Here is a 16,554-nt window from a genome sequence, read left to right on the forward strand (position 1 = left end):
CAAAAACCCTACTTTCTTTTAAGCTATCTTTGCATAAAAAATAAGTAATGCAGTTTTCTGAAATATCATTAAATAAGTCCATATTAAAAGCAGTTGCTGAAGAGCGTTTTCATACACCAACTTTAGTTCAAGAAAAGACAATTCCGTTAGTTTTAGCTAAAAAAAATGTTGTGGTTTCTGCAAACACAGGAACAGGAAAAACAGCTGCATTTGCTTTGCCGATTATTGAGCTTTTATTTGATAAACAAGATGCAGAAAACAATAAAAGAAAAATAAAATCACTAATTGTTACTCCAACTAGAGAATTGGCGATTCAGATTTTAGAGAATTTCACAAGCTTTAGTAAATATTCAGATTTAACCACTACAGCAGTATTTGGTGGCGTTTCTTTAGAACCTCAAAAAGAAATATTGGCAAAAGGTGTAGATATTTTAGTAGCTACTCCAGGAAGATTAATTGACTTGCAAATGCAAGGAAATATCGATTTAAGCGGTATTGAAATACTTGTTTTAGATGAAGCAGATTTAATGCTAGACATGGGTTTTATAAACGATGTTAAAAAAATTGAAGCACTTTGCCCTAGAAAAAAACAAACCTTACTTTTCTCTGCTACAATTCCTGATAAAATTGTAGAGTTAGCAAACAGAATGCTAAAAAACCCTGTAAAAGTTGAAATAAATCCTGAAGAAACAACTGCCAAAAATATTGGTCAGTTATTGTATTATCTTCCAAAGAAAAATAAAACAGATATCTGTTTGCATTTATTGAGAAATACCATCAATGGAAAAATAATTATTTTTAGACGTACAAAATTCGGAGTTGATAAATTAGAAGAATCTCTAGTTAAGAACGGATACAATGTAACAAGTATTCATGGAGATAAGACTCAAAGCATTAGAAATAAAGCAATAGAAGATTTTAAAAGTAAGAAAGCAACTATTTTAATTGCTACTGATGTTGCTGCTCGTGGAATTGATATTACAAACGTAGATGCAATTATTAATTTCGATATCCCAAATGTGCCAGAAACCTACATTCATAGAATTGGTAGAACTGGTAGAGCAGGAAAATCTGGAATTGCATTTTCTTTTTGTTCTCAAGATGAAAACGCTTATATCAAACAAATTGAGGCTTTAATTGAAAAACCAATTAAAGTTATTACAGAGCATCCTTATGTAATAAATAAGCCAAAACACACCAAAAAACAACCAAATACAATTAGCAAAAATAAAAAAGGGAGAAAATCTGAAGCTTCAAAAAAGAAGAAAAAGCGTTGGTATTAAAATTTCACTTATTTTTAGAAAAATTTATTCTTAATTTTAATGGTTAAAAAAGAAAGACTTTACTATCTAGACTGGTTAAGAGTATTGGCTTTTTGGTTACTAATTCTATTTCATACTTGGCAACCTTTTTCACATTTTCATTGGCTTATAGAAAGCAATTATCAAACTACAATTGCCGATATTCTGACAATTTACACACATGGTTGGCGTTTACATTTAATTTTTTTTGTTTCTGGAATTGGAACTTGGTTTGCAATTGGTTCACATAAAAAGAACTTTTTTAAAGATCGCTTTTTAAGATTGATGATTCCTTTCATATTTGCTTCTCTATTAATTGTTCCTAGCCAGAGATATTACCAAAGATTACAAAATGGTGAAATTTTTGATAGCTTTTGGAGATTTATGAATTTGTACCCTTCACAAGTTTTACAAAACGATTATGGTTTTAGTATTCTTTTATGGTGTAAAGAAATTGGTATCCATCTCTGGTATCTACCTTATCTTTTAATAATGACACTTGTCTGCTTTCCAATTTTAAAAAAAGTAAAACAAGGTAATTTTCCTATAAAAAAAATAAAAAGCATCCTAGATAAACCTTATGGAATTTTTGTGCTAGCAATTCCGCTTTTTTTAATTAGACTTTTATTAAAGCCTATTTTCCCTAACTATACAGATTGGGCAGATTTCTTCACTTATGTTTGGTCGTTTTTGTATGGTTTCATTTTAATTAATAATCATACTGAATTGATAATAATTCTTCAAAAGAATCAAAAAAAATTTCTAGTTGTTGGTTTAATTTGCTCTTTAACACTAATTGTAGGATCTACAAAAGAAGAATTAGTTGCTACGTATCTAAATCCAGAGTTTAATTATTATCATGTTTTAATTAGTTTTTTAAACGCTCTAATCGCTTTTTCATGGACTATGTTTTTTGTTTCGTTATTTTCAAAAAAAATGAATTTCAAAAAAGAATTTTTAACTGAAGCTAATACAAGTATTTTACCAATATATATCTTGCACCAAAGTATTATTGTTTGTTTTGGTTATTATATTATTGCAGAAAAATTGGGTGCATTTGTAGAATTTACAATTATTTTAATCTTAACAACAATCTCTTGTCTATTACTTTTTAAGATTATAACAAAAATTGGAATTTTACGTTTCTTATTTGGAATGAAATCGAAAGAATAAATAATTAAATATATTCACCTATTTTACCCACAAACTCAACAGCAGTATAAGGTTTAGAAATCACATCAACAAAACCAATATTTTTATATCTTTCAATATCTTCTGGTGTTGTATTAGCAGTTAAAGCTAAAAAAGGGATTATAATATTTGCCCTATTGAAATCTTTTTTCTGCTGCATTAATTGTTCTCCTGTAATATTTGGCATGTGAATATCTAGTAAAACCAAATCAAAAACATCACTTTTTAACTTATTTAAAGCTTCTAACCCGTCTTTTACAAGCGTTAGCTTTACGTCTTCTTTTTTTAGAATGTGAGCAACTATAGTTTGATTTAGAGCATCATCATCTGCAACTAAAATTCTTTTTCCTGTAAGACTTTTCTTTTCGGAAATTATTACTTTCTTTTTAATTTGAGATTTTGCTTTTAAGAACGGAATTTGAACTGTAAAAGAAGTACCTTTATCTAATTCGCTTTCTACAGAAACGGTTCCACTCATCGCATTTAAAAGTCTTTTTACGATTGATAAACCTAATCCTGCTCCACCAAAAACACGATTGTCGCTTTTTTTGTTTTGCTGATATTCATTAAAGATTTTAGAAGACTGTTCCTTTGTCATTCCTCTTCCTGTATCTTTAATTTCGAAAGCTAAATTCACGTTATTTTCATCTTCAGAAACAAAACGCACATCTAATGCTATTTCTCCTTTTTGAGTAAATTTTAACGAATTAGACATTAAATTAGAAAGAATTTGATTAATTCTTACATCATCTCCTAAAACAATATTTGGTATTTTTTTTGAAACGCTTAAAACAAGTTCTACTTCTTCATTTTTATTTTGAAGCTTGTAGTTTGCAATACAATTTTCTGCAATTTCTTTAATGCTTATTTCTGAATTTACAAGCTCTAATTTCCCAGCTTCAATTCTAGATAAATCTAAAATATCATCTACAATAACTTTTAAATTCTTACCAGAGATGGATAATAATTTTGAATATTCTTGTACGTTTTTATTAATTTCTTCTTTAGAAATCATTTCAGCGTAACCTAAGATAACATTCAATGGGTTTCTAACTTCATGACTCATCATTGCCAAAAAGCGCGACTTTTCTTCATTTGCTTTGTCAGCAATTTTACGAAGTTTATCAAGTTCAATATTTTTTTCTGCAAGCTCTCTTTTAATGAAGAAAATATCGTTTCTATTTTGATTGAGTTGATCTACTATCTTATAAACGTTTGTTCTATTATGAATTAACACAACAACTGTATTTTCCTCTTTAAATAACTCTACATCTACATTGTACTCATTTTCTTTTGAAACAATAACCATTCCTTCTAAAAGAAAAGACTCTTTTAGTGGTAAAGATTCTAAAATTCCTTCTAAAAATGGGCAAGATTCATAAATTGAAGCTTCTATAGTAAATTCTTCTTTAGCAAATCTACCAGCGTTTATGCTTTTTATAACTCCAAAAGAATTGGTAGTTAGTTGTAAAAAAACATCTTCTATTTTTGCTGGTATCAACAGGTTCTATTTTAAAGCTTTGGCTGTTAATTGTAAAAAAGCGTCTTCTACATTATCATTTTCTTTGGCACTAGTAACCAAATCGATATTTACAGAAACGTTTTGTATTATGTTTTCTAATTCACTTTCGGAAAGTAAGTCTTTCTTATTACCTACAACTGTAATTTCTTTTAGCCCAGATAATTCTTTAACCATATTTAGATTTTCATCAATGGTTAAATAGGTTTCTTCTCTGCTTAAATCAAAAACAAACATAGCTGCGTTTGCTCCTAAAAAATAAGCTTTTGGTATTTTTTCATTGCCACTTGTTCCGGCAACATCCCAAATCATTAATTTAATTTGTTCGTTGTTATATTCCACAACTTTTTTACTAACTCTTACACCAATTGTACTGATGTAATCTTCGGAAAATTCATTTAAAACGAATCTTCTAATCAATGAAGTTTTACCAACTCCGAAATTACCAACAAGCAGTACTTTTTTAGCAATCATAAATTTGGTTGACTTTTATTCTTCGATTAATTGCTGAAAAATTAATGTATTTAAACGTTCTTCATCAGATAAATAAGTACGATCTCTTAAAATAATTTCAGCCAAATTATTTATTTTTTCTGATAAGCCTTCTTTAAATTCTCTAGTTATTACACCTGAAGTTGCAGTAGCAATATAAATGCTTTTAAAATTTTGAATGGAAAGTTGAAAGGTTTCGAATTTAATATCTTCTAAATCTTGACCTTCTTTAGAAAAAGCATCTTCTGCAAAAGATTTAATGGCTGTTAGCATGCCAGAAACCATATCTTTATCTGCAATATTACCTCGAGAATAACTACCTGAAAGCAATCCTGAATCTTTTTCGATAATAAAAACTTCTTCTATGGTAGCTTCAAAAACTTCATTTAAAACAACATTTGCGTCGTTTTTCTTCCCTTTAAAGAATCTTTTAATAATCTCTTGAATAGAAAATTTTTCTTTTACTGTTTTATTAATGCTGTCAGACAACTTTGTTATTTCACTAACAATAGCTTTCTTAACCAATTTACCCATAATTGGGTATAAGGCTTCTACAACTTCGTCTTGAGAATCTCTAATTTGTACTTTAATAGTTTCTGTTATGGTGCCTCCAAAATATTTTGGGAAGTTTTCACGAAGGTCTTCAATTTTTTCATCTACAAGAGGTGACACTTTTTTAGAAAATTTTTCCTTTTGGATAATTTCTTCACTAAGTGCTTCAAATTTTTCTCTATCGTCTTCTAACAGAAGTTCTCTAAGCAGCTCAAAACGATTGTCTTTTTTGTTATCTGCAGCTGGTTTCTTCATCTATTCTTGCAACATCAATGCAATTTTCTCTAGCGCTTTTCCTAATTTTCTTCTGTCAGCTTTTTCATCATCTAAATCAGCAAGTCTTTTATCTAAATCATCATTTAAGTCTTGGAATTTATGTTCCATTAAACTTTCTAAATCCGCTAATTTATTTTCTAAATTAGTAACAGATTCCGATAAATTCTTTTGATTTTGCTCTTTTAATGCTTTTATTTTGCTGTAAATATCATCAAATTCGCTGTTATACTGCTGAATATTTTCGCCAAAGATTAAGTCTCTTACTGCTGCAATTCTGCTATCTACTTCTTGAACTGAATCTGGAGCTTTGCTTTTTTCTGACTTTTTTTCCATGTATTTTTAGTTGAGTTAATAATTTGGGGAATGTTGGTTAAACAATACAGCCTAAAACTATAAGTTTTAATGCTGTATAAACAAATATACATTAAAAAACAGTTTATGAAAATCTAAACCTCAATTTTTAAACCATCATAAGCTAAAAACACATTTTTTGGTAGTTTTTTAGAAACTGCTTCATGAAAACCTAATTTATGGCTAATATGTGTAAAATATGTTTTTTTAGGCTTCAATTCTTTAACAAAATCAAGTGCTTCTTCTAAATTAAAGTGGGTTGGATGTGCTTCTATTCTTAAAGCATTTACAATAAGAACATCTAATTTTTTTAATTTTTCTTTCTCTTTTGCTTCAATACTTTTAACATCTGTTAAATAGGCTACATCTTCAATTCTATAACCCGTAACTGGTAGGTTTCCATGCAAAACTTCAATTGGAGTAACCACAACATCTTGTATTGAAAATTGAGATTCATCAACCAAAAAAGGAGTAACACTTGGCGCTCCTGGATATCTATTTTCTTTTGAAAAAATATACTGAAAACGTTGCTCTAAACTCTGTAATGTTCTTTTGTCTAAATAAATTGGCATCTCTCCTATTTGGTAACAAAAAGGACGTAAATCATCTAAACCCGCAGTATGATCTGAATGTTCATGAGTAAATAAAACACCGTTTATAGACTGTACATTTTCTCGCAACATTTGTTGTCTAAAATCTGGGCCACAATCTATAACATACGCACAATCATCCCAAGAAATTAAAATTGAAGAACGTAAACGCTTGTCTTTAATATCATTAGATAAACAAACAGGATCTTTACTAGCAATCATAGGAATTCCTTGTGAAGTCCCAGTTCCTAAAAAAGTAATTTTTAACAGTTTTTTATCTAAATTCATTGAAACAAAAATAAGATAAAAATTGACTCATAGCTCACAATTTTAGTACATTTGTTTATATCTAACAAAAATAAATTATGGCAATTTCTTTAAGAGGTGATCAAGAAATTAGTAGTGTACAAACTACTAAAAGCAAAGCATTAAGAATTAATTTGAATACAGATATTTACGGAACCTTTGCTGAAATTGGAGCCGGACAAGAAACTGCTCGTAATTTTTTTAGATCTGGTGCAGCTTCTGGAACCATTGCTAAAGCCATGAGTGCTTATGACAAAGACTTTTCTGATGCAATTTATGGTATTGAAGAAGACAAACGTTATGTAACACAACCTCGTCTTAAAAAAATGTTAGGTCATGAGATTGACTTAATGGAGGACAGATTAAGTAGACAAAAACATCCTGATAAATTATTTTTCAGTTACGCAAATACGGTTACAACAATAGATTTTGCAAGAAAGTTTAAAGGTCATGGTTGGGTTGGTATTCGTTTTCAATTAGATCCATTAGAAGGCTATAATGAAATTGTTTTACACTTACGTTTTAAGGAAACTGATGCACGTTTACAACAAGAAACATTAGGTATACTAGGAGTAAATTTAATTTATGGTGCATTTTACTTAAATGACAATCCTAAAGAATTGGTAAAGTCGTTTTACGATAATTTAAATAATGACCAATTAGAAATTGATATGATTAATTTCTCTGGACCTCGTTTTATGTATGTAGACAACCGTTTAATGAGTTTACAATTACTTAAAAACGGAATGACTAATGCAGTAATGTTTGGCCCAGATGGTAACAATTTATTACCAGCACAAGTATTATATAAAAAGAACATATTGGCTTTAAGAGGTAGTTTTAGACCTGTTACAAAAGTAAATATGGATATGTACGAAAAATCTAAAAAACTATTTTTAGCAGAAAATAAAGTTGAAGAAAGTAAAACACAAGTTATTTTCGAAATTACATTAAGTAATTTATCCGCAGAAGGAAAAATTAATGAACGTGACTTTTTAGACAGAGCTGAATTACTTTGTTCTTTGGGACAAAATGTAATGATTACTAGTTTTCAACAATATTTTAAATTAGTAGAATATTTTAGTGAATTCACAAAAGAAAGAATGGGATTAGCAATGGGCGTTTACAACCTAATTCAAATTTTTGATGAAAAATATTACCGTAATTTAAGTGGTGGAATTTTAGAAGCTTTTGGAAAACTTTTCTACAGAGACTTAAAAGTATATATGTATCCTTATCACGACCAAGCTTCTGGAGAATATATTAATAGTGAAAACTTAAAAGTACATCCTAGAATGAAAGAACTATACAAGTTCTTTAAAAACAACGGAAAACTTGTAAATATTGATAATTTTGACCCAGAAATACTAGACATTTTCTCTAGAACTGTACTTAAAATGATTATTGATGGCGAAGAAGGTTGGGAAGAAATGTTGCCAACAGGAATTGCAGAAACCATAAAACAAAAAAGATTATTTGGATATTCTAGATCTAGAGTAAAAAAATAAATTTATCAATTAAACCTTTCTTTAAAAATGTTGTCTTATTTAAAAATGTATAGTTGATAGACGAAGCCATTTTAATAGAACAACTAATAAATGTTCAAACCAGAGAAAAAGCGTTTAGAGAATTAATTTCTATTTACAAAGAACGCTTGTATTGGCATGTTCGAAAAATTGTAATATCTCATGATGATGCAGATGATGTTTTGCAGAATACTTTTATTAAAATTTTTAAAAACATAGAAAGTTTTAATCAAGATAGTAAACTGTTTTCTTGGATGTATAGAATTGCTACTAACGAATCTATTACGTTTATTAATAAAAGAGCCAAAAAAAGAAATTTAGACATTACAGATTATCAACAAGAAATCTCATCTACATTAGCAGATGATGAATTTTTTACTGGTGATGAAATTCAGATTATTCTACAAAAAGCAATTGCTACTTTACCACAAAAACAACAATTGGTTTTTAATATGAAATATTTTGATGAACTTAAATATAATGAGATTTCTGAAATACTAGAAACCTCTGTTGGAGCATTGAAAGCTTCTTATTTTCACGCAGTTAAGAAAATAGAAAACTATATAAAAGAAGAAACCAATTAAACCTTTTTATAAAAATTAGGTCTAAAGAATGTATGGAAACAAATAGTACAAATAGCGAAAATTATTTAAAATCGGTTTTAAAAAACAAAACAGGTTTTACAACACCAGAAAATTATTTTTCTGATGCTGAAAATCGTTTTTCTAGTTTTTTATCTGAAGAGAAATTACCAGATAATGGCGCTTTTATAACACCAGATTCTTATTTCGATAATTTAGAAGATCTTATTTTAAGTAAAACTACATCCACTGAAAAAGAAGTTAAAGTAATTTCACTTAAACAAAAAGTATTAAAATTTATTCCTATTGCAGCAGCGGCATGTATAGCTTTGTTTATAGGCTTAAATTCTTTTATTTTTAGTAATTCAGAAAATATTTCTTTTGATGATTTAGCAGATATAGAAATTGAAAACTGGATTGAAAATAACACAAGTTTAATTAGTAATGATGATCTTGCTTTTGCATATACAAATATAGATTTTGATGAATCTGATATGGTTCCTAATTCAATTACAAAAGATGAAATTGAAAATTATTTGAGTAATGAAGACAATATATCATTAATACTAGAAAATGATTAAAATGAAAAAAATAACACTTTTATTAACCTTTATATTTTTCACAAATCTTGCAGTAAACTCGCAAGACAAAGGAAATAAAGGAGAAAGAAACGAAAAAATTAAAGCTCTAAAAATTGCTTTTTTAACAGAGAAGTTAAAATTAACAACTACTGAAGCTCAAAAATTTTGGCCAGTTTATAATAAGTATGATGCTAAAATTTATCAACTAGAAAGATTAGAGAAACATAAGTTAGTTTCAAAAATTAGAAAAGAAGGAGGTATAGAAGCTATTTCTGAAGAAGAAGCAAAAGCTGCTTTTCTAAAAATTAAAGAAATTGATAGTAAAGTTTACTCTATAAAAATGGAGTTTGATAAAAAACTGTCAGAAATTATTACCTACAAGAAAATTTTAACCCTAAAAACTTCTGAAAAAGATTTCATTAGAAATTTAATGAAAAAATACAGAAAAAAGAAGGAAAATAAAAATTAATAAAAATTTAGAGGACAATAAAAAAGGAAGCAAATTTGCTTCCTTTTTTATTACCTAACTAATGCCATACAAGAATATAACTCTGGTTTGTTTGCTGTAAATTGCTTTAACCAAATAGTCAATTCTTCTATTTCATACGGTAAAAGTCTACTTAAGGACTTTTCTAATTCTTTACAAAATAACTCCGAATTAAAACTTACTTTTTTTAGTACAGTTTTAGTGTACTCAAACATTGCTCTAGCCATTTTTAAAAAATTTAATCTAAAGATATAACGTTAACTATATCGTTTTAGTATCTACAATCAAATTTAATAAAAAAACCATCATCTTGTTAGATGATGGCCTTAAAAATTGTTTAAAAAAGTGTTAAGATTATAATTTGTTAATCTTTTCTACTAAACCTTTTGCTTTAGTTTCTAACTCTTCGTTAATAGCTTTAAAATGTGCTTTTTTGTTTTCTACACCTGGTGCATTTATTTTAGCAACCAAATTATCGAAAGTCTCAATAGCTTCATCTATAATTTCATCTCCTTTTTTAGGTTCGTTTTTTAAAACAGAAACGTCTAATGCATATTCTATAACATCCCCTAATACGTAATTAATATCTTTTTTTAAGTTTTTTATACTTGCCATAATCTTATTTATTTAAAGGTGCAAATTTAGGTTATTTATTTAAAAGAGCGGTAAAACTTCTTTTATATTTAAAACTGTTTTATAATTAGATGTAAATTGCTCTTCATCTGTAACTTCTTCATGAGCCCAAGTTGTATGAAATGGAACATGAATTGCTTCCGAACCAATCTCAATTAATGGTAATATGTCTGATTTTAAAGAATTACCAATCATTAATAATTCTGATGGATGAATATCTAAATGTTTTACTAATTTTTGATAATCTTTTGCTTTCTTATCACTCATTACCTCTATATGATGAAAGTATTTTAGCAAATTAGATTTTTCTAACTTCCTTTCTTGGTCTAATAAATCTCCTTTTGTAGCTACAATTAATTTATATTTTCCTTGTAGCTTTTCTAAAACCTCTTCTACTCCATCCAATAATTCTATTGGCTTTTCTAACATTTCTTTACCAATATTTAAAATCTTCTCTAAAGTTTTTGGGTTGATTTTATAATTAGATAATTCTAACGCAGATTCTATCATAGACAATACAAAACCTTTAACTCCATAACCATAGAATTTTAAATTTTCTATTTCTTTCATAAAAAGTTCTTGGTCAATTTTATTTTTGGTTTCATATTTAGAAAGCAATTCTGCAAATTCATTTTCTGCTTCTCTAAAATACGTTTCATTTACCCACAAAGTATCATCAGCATCAAAAGCAATCACTTTTATATTATTATACATTGATGAATTATTTTATTCCTAAATATTTTTTTGCTTTCTCTAAATCTTCTGGAGTATCTATTCCAACAGCTTCCACATCTGTTTCCACCATTTTAATTTTCTTACCAATCTCTTGATATCTAATTGCTTCAATTTTTTCTGAAGCTTCTAAAGGTGTTATTGGCGTATTATAAAAATCTAATAAAGCTTGCTTTCTAAAAGCATATACACCTTTATGTTTGTAATATTTTACGTTTATTTCTTTATCTCTATGATATGGAATAACACTTCTAGAAAAATAAATGGCTAAATTATCTATATCTGTAATTACCTTAACATTATTAGGGTTTTCGACATCTTCTTTATTGGTAATTTGTACTTTTAATGACGCTAAATCAATTTCTTTTTTTGCATCATTTTTAAAAACGTCTATTAGTTTAGATAAAGATATTTCGTCTATAAATGGTTCATCTCCTTGAACATTAATTACGATATCTGCATCTATATTTTCTACAGCTTCTGCAATTCTGTCTGAACCACATTCGTGTTCTTTCTTACTCATAATTGCTTTTCCTCCAGCATTAGAAATTACATTAAAAATAATGTCAGAATCTGTTACTACGTAAACATCATCAAATAAATTAGTATTTAATGCAGCTTCATAAGTTCTTAAAATAACAGATTTACCTCCTAAATCTTTCATTAATTTCCCTGGAAAACGAGATGCACTATAACGTGCAGGAATCATTGCAATTATCTTCATAAATGGTTTTTAATAGCATCAAAGATAATATTTAATTGGATAGAGTTAATCTTGAAGGAGCTATTTTTATAATTTTGAATGAACCAAAAAACTATTATTATGAGAAGTATTTTATGGCTTGTAGCCGTTATTTGTATTATTATTTGGGTATTAGGCCTTTTAGGAGTTGTTACAGGATTAGCAACAGGAAATTTAGTACATATATTATTAGTAATTGCAATTGTTGTAATTCTATACAATATAATTTCTGGACGTAAGCCCTTAAATTAATTGATTAAAAAATAAATAAAGGTTTAAGAAAAATTTCTTGAACCTTTTTTTATTTTATATAAATTTCTAATAATTCTGATTTTTTATCTGAAGTAATTACCAAATCTTTCATACAAGCTGGTACTAATAGGGTTTCTCCCACCTGAAGTTGCTCTAATTGATTTTCATATTTAATCTCCACGTTACCTTCTACACACATATAAATTACAAAACTATCTTTTTCTTTGTGACTTAATGAAACACTTCCAAACACAGGTAAAACATTTGTAATAAAATAAGGACATGAAACTATTTCTGTAATGCTATTTTGTTCTTTAGAATATAATGATTTGTAAGATTCTTTAGCATTGTAATCTATGGCATCTATAGCTTCTTCTGTATGTAAATCTCTGTACGATCCATCTAAATTAGGTCTGTCCCAATCATAAACTCTGTAAGTAATATCTGAAGTTTGCTGAATTTCTGCTAATAAAACCCCTGCCCCAATTGCATGTATGGTTCCAGTAGGAATAAAATAAGTGTCTCCTTTTTTTACTTCATCTACATTTAAAATATTCAACAAAGATTTATTTTCTAAATGGTGCAAATATTCTTCTTTGTCAGATTTATTTTTAAAACCAACAATTAAGTTGGAAAACTTATCTGCTTGCATAACATACCACATTTCGGTTTTACCAAAAGAGTTGTGACGTTTTTTTGCTAGATCATCATTTGGGTGCACTTGAATACTTAAGGCTTTTTTTGCGTCTATAAATTTTATTAAAAGAGGAAAATTTTGTCCAAAATGTTTAAAAACCTTCTCTCCTACTAAATTAGATGTATATGTACATATTAGCTCTTTTAAAGTCTTGTTTTTTAAAATGCCATTAGAAACTATAGACACATTATCTTCTACATCAGAAATCTCCCAACTTTCACCAATATTATTTTTTTGTGATTTTTTATTTAAAATTGAAGATAATTTTTTTCCTCCCCAAATTTTCTCTTTTAGGATTGGTTCAAATTTAAGTAGTTGATTTATTTTCATTAACAATAATTAGAATACGAATTTACAAGGAATATTTTAAAAAATAAAAAACAATTACTCGCCAGAATAACTCACAAAATTTCTTGGAGTTTCGTACAAAGTAATTTTTAAATCTAAATGATCTGGAAGTAATTTTCTTAATTTATTATAAATAACAACAGAAATATTTTCCGCAGTTGGGTTTAAGTCCATAAATTCAGGAACTTCAACATTTAAGTTTTTATGATCAAATGCATCTTCAATTTCTAACTTTATATGATTTCTTAAAACACCCAAATCAAACACATAACCAGTTTCTTCATCTATTTCTCCAGTTAGAGAAACAATAAGTTCATAGTTATGGCCATGAAAATTAGGATTACTACACTTGCTAAAAACGGCAGTGTTTTTTTCGTCAGTCCAATCTTTTCTATACAATCTATGAGCTGCATTAAAATGCGCTTTTCTATGAACCGAAACTCTAGGCATTTGTTAATTTTTTATAAGATTCTTTAAAAATAATTTTAAACCAAGCTGTGTAGGTTTCTGGATTGTTCTCTATATCAGACTGTACATCTTCTAACAACATCCATTTGTAATCTTCTACTTCTTCTTTATTAATGTTTGGTTTATCATCAAATCTACCAATTAAAACATGATCTAATTCATGTTCTGTTAATCCGTTATCAAAAGGAGCTTTGTAAATAAATGAAAAAACCTCTTTTAAATCTGTGGTAAAACCCATTTCTTCTTGCAATCTTCTTCTACCAGCTTCAACATTACCCTCACCATCTCTTTGATGAGAACAACATGTGTTAGTCCATAATAAAGGCGAATGATATTTAGAAGCTGCTCTTTGTTGCAACATTAACTCACCTTTTTCATTAAAAACAAATACAGAAAAGGCCCTGTGTAAAACAGCTTTTTCATGTGCTTCCATTTTTGGCATTAAACCAATTTTATTATCCTTTTCATCAACTAAAACAACTTGTTCTTCCATATCTACAAATGTAATAAAATCAATATTTAAAAAAATCATAAAAGTATAAGACTTCTCTATTATTATATTTTGATGATTTATATTTACATTTTTTAAATTAAGTACTATTAATGAAAATACATTACAATTTTTTTTACTTTTTTTAGTTTTAACCATTTACCAATGTAAAGAAGATAAAAATATTAAAGCTGAAGAAAAAATAAACATTAAAAAAAAGAAAAAGATTAAACCAATTGTAGAAATACGTTGGGATAGTTTAAATAGCGATAATGTTGAAGCTTTTTTTACAGAATATGGTAAAACAAATAAAGAAAATAAAGTCATAATTAAAACCAAGTTCGGGAATATAAAACTTCTATTATATGATGATGTTCCAATACACAGAGCCAATTTTATCTTTCTAACAAAAATAAAATATTTTAATACAACAGAAATTTACAGAGTTGCCAAAAACTTTGTTATTCAAGGTGGAAACTCTGATGAAACCTACACAGTAAAACAAAGAAGATTGTATGGAAACTATTTAATAAAGCCAGAATTTAGAAACAATAGAAGACACAAATATGGCGCTTTAGCTGCTGCCAGACAATGGGAAAAAAATCCAAATAAATTATCAAGTCCGTTTGAATTTTACATGGTACATAACAGAAATGGCGCACATCATCTAAACAATGAGCACACAGTTTTTGGTGAAGTTATTTCTGGTTTCGATACTATGGATAAAATATCTAGAGTAAAAGTTGGTGTAGATGAATGGCCAACTGATGACATAAATATAACTGTAGAAATTTTAGATTGATAATTCTCTTTGTAAAACGTATCTTTGCACCTCAAAATTTGTAAATGAGTTTTTTAAAGGAAATAGCGCGTAGAAGAACATTTGGTATCATTTCTCATCCAGATGCAGGTAAAACTACTTTAACGGAAAAATTACTGCTTTTTGGTGGAGCAATTCAAGAAGCTGGAGCGGTAAAAAATAATAAAATAAAAAAAGGAGCAACTTCCGATTTTATGGAAATTGAGCGTCAGCGTGGAATTTCTGTAGCTACTTCTGTTTTAGCGTTTATTTATAAAGACAAAAAAATAAACATTCTAGATACTCCTGGTCACAAAGATTTTGCCGAAGATACTTTTAGAACTTTAACAGCTGTAGATAGCGTTATTGTTGTAATTGATGTTGCAAAAGGTGTAGAACCGCAAACTGAAAAATTAGTTGAAGTTTGTAGAATGCGTAGCATACCTATGTTAGTTTTCATCAATAAATTAGACAGAGAAGGTAAAGATGCTTTCGATTTGTTAGATGAAGTTGAACAAAAATTAGGTTTAAGAGTAACCCCAATGAGTTTCCCAATAGGAATGGGTTACGATTTTAAAGGAATTTATAATATTTGGGAAAAGAAATTAAACCTATTTTCGGGTGATAAAAAACAAACAGTTTCTGAAGGTGTAGAATTTGATGACCTTTCGAATCCTGAATTAGATAAAATAGTTGGTACAAAAGCAGCAGATACGTTACGTGAAGAAGTAGAATTGATTTCTGAAGTATATCCAGATTTTAACCAAGAAGAATATTTAAAAGGAGAATTACAACCTGTATTTTTTGGTTCTGCACTAAATAATTTCGGAGTAAAAGAATTGTTAGATGCATTTATTGAAATTGCGCCTTCTCCACAACCAAAGAAAGCAGAAGAGCGTTTGGTAGACTCTAAAGAGCAAAAAATGTCTGGCTTTGTGTTTAAAATCCACGCAAATATGGACCCAAAACATAGAGACAGATTAGCATTTATAAAAATTGTTTCAGGTGTTTTTAAAAGGAACTCGCCATATTTACATGTTAGAAATGGAAAAAAAGTAAAATTTTCGAGTCCAAATGCATTTTTTGCAGAGAAAAAAGAAATTGTAGATGAATCTTTTCCCGGAGATATTGTAGGAATTCACGATACTGGTAGCTTTAAAATTGGAGATACATTAACTGAAGGCGAAGAATTAAACTTCAGAGGAATTCCAAGTTTCTCTCCAGAACATTTCCGTTATGTAAATAATGCAGACCCAATGAAATCTAAACAATTGTATAAAGGTTTAGATCAATTAATGGATGAAGGTGTTGCACAATTATTCATTTTAGAAATGAACGGAAGAAGAGTTGTTGGTACTGTTGGAGCGCTTCAATTTGAGGTAATTCAATACAGATTAGAACATGAGTATGGTGCCAAATGTACTTATGAAAATTTAAGCGTTCATAAAGCTTGTTGGGTAGAACCTACAGATCCTAAAAACGAAGAGTTTAAAGAATTTAAAAGAGTTAAACAACGTTATTTGGCAAAAGACAAACAAGGTCAATTAGTGTTTTTAGCAGATTCGGCTTTTACAATGCAAATGACTCAAAGTAAGTATCCAACAGTAAAGTTGCATACTACTAGTGAGTTCAAAAAATAA

General features: G+C 28.3%; 21 protein-coding genes. 9 read left to right on the top strand and 12 right to left on the bottom strand.

Translation table 11 applies throughout. The features are described 5' to 3' along the window. Positions 1–47 precede the first annotated feature (47 nt). Both H9W90_RS05960 and H9W90_RS05965 read left to right on the top strand, forming a co-directional pair. Positions 48–1,283 (top strand): DEAD/DEAH box helicase, encoded by a 1,236-nt coding sequence (locus tag H9W90_RS05960; RefSeq protein ID WP_187483538.1) that lies wholly within the window; start codon positions 48–50, stop codon positions 1,281–1,283. Positions 1,284–1,322: 39 nt separating this feature from the next. After that, a complete protein-coding gene (locus H9W90_RS05965) occupies positions 1,323–2,474 on the top strand; it encodes an acyltransferase family protein (protein ID WP_187483539.1) in 1,152 nt (383 codons plus the stop codon). Positions 2,475–2,478: 4 nt separating this feature from the next. Here the strand turns inward: H9W90_RS05965 and H9W90_RS05970 are convergent, their stop codons facing one another. From H9W90_RS05970 to H9W90_RS05990, 5 genes are all read right to left on the bottom strand, one after another. Continuing rightward, positions 2,479–3,993: an ATP-binding response regulator gene (locus H9W90_RS05970; RefSeq protein WP_187483540.1), complete on the bottom strand. Its 1,515-nt coding sequence runs from the start codon at positions 3,991–3,993 to the stop codon at positions 2,479–2,481. 6 nt (positions 3,994–3,999) lie between these two features. Then, positions 4,000–4,485 carry a Rab family GTPase gene (locus H9W90_RS05975; RefSeq protein WP_187483541.1) on the bottom strand — a complete coding sequence of 162 codons (486 nt, stop codon included), beginning with the start codon at positions 4,483–4,485 and terminating at the stop codon, positions 4,000–4,002. Positions 4,486–4,500: 15 nt separating this feature from the next. After that, positions 4,501–5,310, bottom strand: a complete 810-nt coding sequence (locus tag H9W90_RS05980; protein ID WP_187483542.1) for a cell envelope biogenesis protein OmpA — start codon at positions 5,308–5,310, stop codon at positions 4,501–4,503. Continuing rightward, on the bottom strand, positions 5,311–5,664 hold the full coding sequence (locus tag H9W90_RS05985) for a hypothetical protein (RefSeq protein ID WP_187483543.1): 354 nt from the start codon (positions 5,662–5,664) through the stop codon (positions 5,311–5,313). Positions 5,665–5,777: 113 nt separating this feature from the next. After that, positions 5,778–6,560, bottom strand: a complete 783-nt coding sequence (locus tag H9W90_RS05990) for an MBL fold metallo-hydrolase (protein ID WP_187483544.1) — start codon at positions 6,558–6,560, stop codon at positions 5,778–5,780. A 77-nt stretch (positions 6,561–6,637) separates the two neighbouring features. Between H9W90_RS05990 and H9W90_RS05995 the strand changes: the two genes are divergently transcribed. From H9W90_RS05995 to H9W90_RS06010, 4 genes are read left to right on the top strand one after another with little or no spacing between them, the layout of a single operon-like run. Then, positions 6,638–8,086: a TonB-dependent receptor gene (locus H9W90_RS05995; protein WP_187483545.1), complete on the top strand. Its 1,449-nt coding sequence runs from the start codon at positions 6,638–6,640 to the stop codon at positions 8,084–8,086. A gap of 53 nt (positions 8,087–8,139) precedes the next feature. Further along, entirely contained in the window at positions 8,140–8,688 is a 549-nt protein-coding gene (locus H9W90_RS06000; RefSeq protein WP_187483546.1) for an RNA polymerase sigma factor, read from the top strand. Positions 8,689–8,720: 32 nt separating this feature from the next. Then, on the top strand, positions 8,721–9,266 hold the full coding sequence (locus H9W90_RS06005) for a hypothetical protein (RefSeq protein WP_187483547.1): 546 nt from the start codon (positions 8,721–8,723) through the stop codon (positions 9,264–9,266). A gap of 1 nt (position 9,267) precedes the next feature. Then, entirely contained in the window at positions 9,268–9,735 is a 468-nt protein-coding gene (locus H9W90_RS06010) for a sensor of ECF-type sigma factor (protein WP_187483548.1), read from the top strand. Between the two features lie 50 nt (positions 9,736–9,785). Here H9W90_RS06010 and H9W90_RS06015 read toward each other — a convergent pair whose 3' ends face one another. The 4 genes from H9W90_RS06015 to kdsB all read right to left on the bottom strand — a co-directional run bounded on the left by H9W90_RS06015 (position 9,786) and on the right by kdsB (position 11,842). Next, a complete protein-coding gene (locus H9W90_RS06015) occupies positions 9,786–9,980 on the bottom strand; it encodes a hypothetical protein (protein WP_187483549.1) in 195 nt (64 codons plus the stop codon). Between the two features lie 127 nt (positions 9,981–10,107). Beyond that, positions 10,108–10,368, bottom strand: coding sequence for a hypothetical protein (locus tag H9W90_RS06020; RefSeq protein WP_187483550.1), 261 nt, complete (start codon positions 10,366–10,368; stop codon positions 10,108–10,110). A 39-nt stretch (positions 10,369–10,407) separates the two neighbouring features. Then, on the bottom strand, positions 10,408–11,100 hold the full coding sequence (locus tag H9W90_RS06025; protein ID WP_187483551.1) for an HAD family hydrolase: 693 nt from the start codon (positions 11,098–11,100) through the stop codon (positions 10,408–10,410). Positions 11,101–11,107: 7 nt separating this feature from the next. After that, positions 11,108–11,842: a 3-deoxy-manno-octulosonate cytidylyltransferase gene (gene kdsB / locus H9W90_RS06030; protein WP_187483552.1), complete on the bottom strand. Its 735-nt coding sequence runs from the start codon at positions 11,840–11,842 to the stop codon at positions 11,108–11,110. Positions 11,843–11,941: 99 nt separating this feature from the next. On the opposite strand from kdsB, the gene H9W90_RS06035 reads away from it, so the two are divergent. Continuing rightward, complete coding sequence (locus H9W90_RS06035; RefSeq protein WP_187483553.1) at positions 11,942–12,112, top strand: lmo0937 family membrane protein; 171 nt, start codon at positions 11,942–11,944, stop codon at positions 12,110–12,112. Positions 12,113–12,161: 49 nt separating this feature from the next. Here the strand turns inward: H9W90_RS06035 and H9W90_RS06040 are convergent, their stop codons facing one another. The 3 genes from H9W90_RS06040 to idi are packed head-to-tail and all read right to left on the bottom strand — an operon-like array spanning position 12,162 to position 14,118. After that, positions 12,162–13,139, bottom strand: coding sequence for a type I phosphomannose isomerase catalytic subunit (locus tag H9W90_RS06040; RefSeq protein WP_187483554.1), 978 nt, complete (start codon positions 13,137–13,139; stop codon positions 12,162–12,164). Positions 13,140–13,193: 54 nt separating this feature from the next. After that, a complete protein-coding gene (locus tag H9W90_RS06045; RefSeq protein ID WP_187483555.1) occupies positions 13,194–13,607 on the bottom strand; it encodes a 6-pyruvoyl trahydropterin synthase family protein in 414 nt (137 codons plus the stop codon). Further along, the gene (idi, locus tag H9W90_RS06050) at positions 13,600–14,118 is read right to left on the bottom strand and encodes an isopentenyl-diphosphate Delta-isomerase (protein WP_187483940.1); all 519 of its coding nucleotides are present in this window, start codon (positions 14,116–14,118) and stop codon (positions 13,600–13,602) included. Before idi ends, H9W90_RS06045 begins: the two co-directional genes overlap by 8 nt. Before the next feature lie 376 nt (positions 14,119–14,494). Between idi and H9W90_RS15395 the strand changes: the two genes are divergently transcribed. Both H9W90_RS15395 and H9W90_RS06060 read left to right on the top strand, forming a co-directional pair. Continuing rightward, a complete protein-coding gene (locus H9W90_RS15395; RefSeq protein WP_254712547.1) occupies positions 14,495–14,917 on the top strand; it encodes a peptidylprolyl isomerase in 423 nt (140 codons plus the stop codon). Between the two features lie 44 nt (positions 14,918–14,961). Next, entirely contained in the window at positions 14,962–16,554 is a 1,593-nt protein-coding gene (locus tag H9W90_RS06060) for a peptide chain release factor 3 (RefSeq protein WP_187483556.1), read from the top strand.

The sequence above is a fragment of the Polaribacter pectinis genome, from assembly GCF_014352875.1.
Classification (GTDB): Bacteria; Bacteroidota; Bacteroidia; order Flavobacteriales; family Flavobacteriaceae; genus Polaribacter; species Polaribacter pectinis.

What these genes read in the sequence shown, in the direction of transcription:
- H9W90_RS05960 (WP_187483538.1), top strand. Translation starts at nt 48, where the DNA reads ATGCAGTTTTCTGAAATATCATTAAATAAGTCCATATTAAAAGCAGTT.
- H9W90_RS05965 (WP_187483539.1), top strand. Translation starts at nt 1,323, where the DNA reads ATGGTTAAAAAAGAAAGACTTTACTATCTAGACTGGTTAAGAGTATTG.
- H9W90_RS05975 (WP_187483541.1), bottom strand. Translation starts at nt 4,485, where the DNA reads ATGATTGCTAAAAAAGTACTGCTTGTTGGTAATTTCGGAGTTGGTAAA.
- H9W90_RS05980 (WP_187483542.1), bottom strand. Translation starts at nt 5,310, where the DNA reads ATGAAGAAACCAGCTGCAGATAACAAAAAAGACAATCGTTTTGAGCTG.
- H9W90_RS05985 (WP_187483543.1), bottom strand. Translation starts at nt 5,664, where the DNA reads ATGGAAAAAAAGTCAGAAAAAAGCAAAGCTCCAGATTCAGTTCAAGAA.
- H9W90_RS05990 (WP_187483544.1), bottom strand. Translation starts at nt 6,560, where the DNA reads ATGAATTTAGATAAAAAACTGTTAAAAATTACTTTTTTAGGAACTGGG.
- H9W90_RS05995 (WP_187483545.1), top strand. Translation starts at nt 6,638, where the DNA reads ATGGCAATTTCTTTAAGAGGTGATCAAGAAATTAGTAGTGTACAAACT.
- H9W90_RS06005 (WP_187483547.1), top strand. Translation starts at nt 8,721, where the DNA reads ATGGAAACAAATAGTACAAATAGCGAAAATTATTTAAAATCGGTTTTA.
- H9W90_RS06010 (WP_187483548.1), top strand. Translation starts at nt 9,268, where the DNA reads ATGAAAAAAATAACACTTTTATTAACCTTTATATTTTTCACAAATCTT.
- H9W90_RS06015 (WP_187483549.1), bottom strand. Translation starts at nt 9,980, where the DNA reads ATGGCTAGAGCAATGTTTGAGTACACTAAAACTGTACTAAAAAAAGTA.
- H9W90_RS06020 (WP_187483550.1), bottom strand. Translation starts at nt 10,368, where the DNA reads ATGGCAAGTATAAAAAACTTAAAAAAAGATATTAATTACGTATTAGGG.
- H9W90_RS06025 (WP_187483551.1), bottom strand. Translation starts at nt 11,100, where the DNA reads ATGTATAATAATATAAAAGTGATTGCTTTTGATGCTGATGATACTTTG.
- kdsB (WP_187483552.1), bottom strand. Translation starts at nt 11,842, where the DNA reads ATGAAGATAATTGCAATGATTCCTGCACGTTATAGTGCATCTCGTTTT.
- H9W90_RS06035 (WP_187483553.1), top strand. Translation starts at nt 11,942, where the DNA reads ATGAGAAGTATTTTATGGCTTGTAGCCGTTATTTGTATTATTATTTGG.
- H9W90_RS06040 (WP_187483554.1), bottom strand. Translation starts at nt 13,139, where the DNA reads ATGAAAATAAATCAACTACTTAAATTTGAACCAATCCTAAAAGAGAAA.
- H9W90_RS06045 (WP_187483555.1), bottom strand. Translation starts at nt 13,607, where the DNA reads ATGCCTAGAGTTTCGGTTCATAGAAAAGCGCATTTTAATGCAGCTCAT.
- idi (WP_187483940.1), bottom strand. Translation starts at nt 14,118, where the DNA reads ATGGAAGAACAAGTTGTTTTAGTTGATGAAAAGGATAATAAAATTGGT.
- H9W90_RS06060 (WP_187483556.1), top strand. Translation starts at nt 14,962, where the DNA reads ATGAGTTTTTTAAAGGAAATAGCGCGTAGAAGAACATTTGGTATCATT.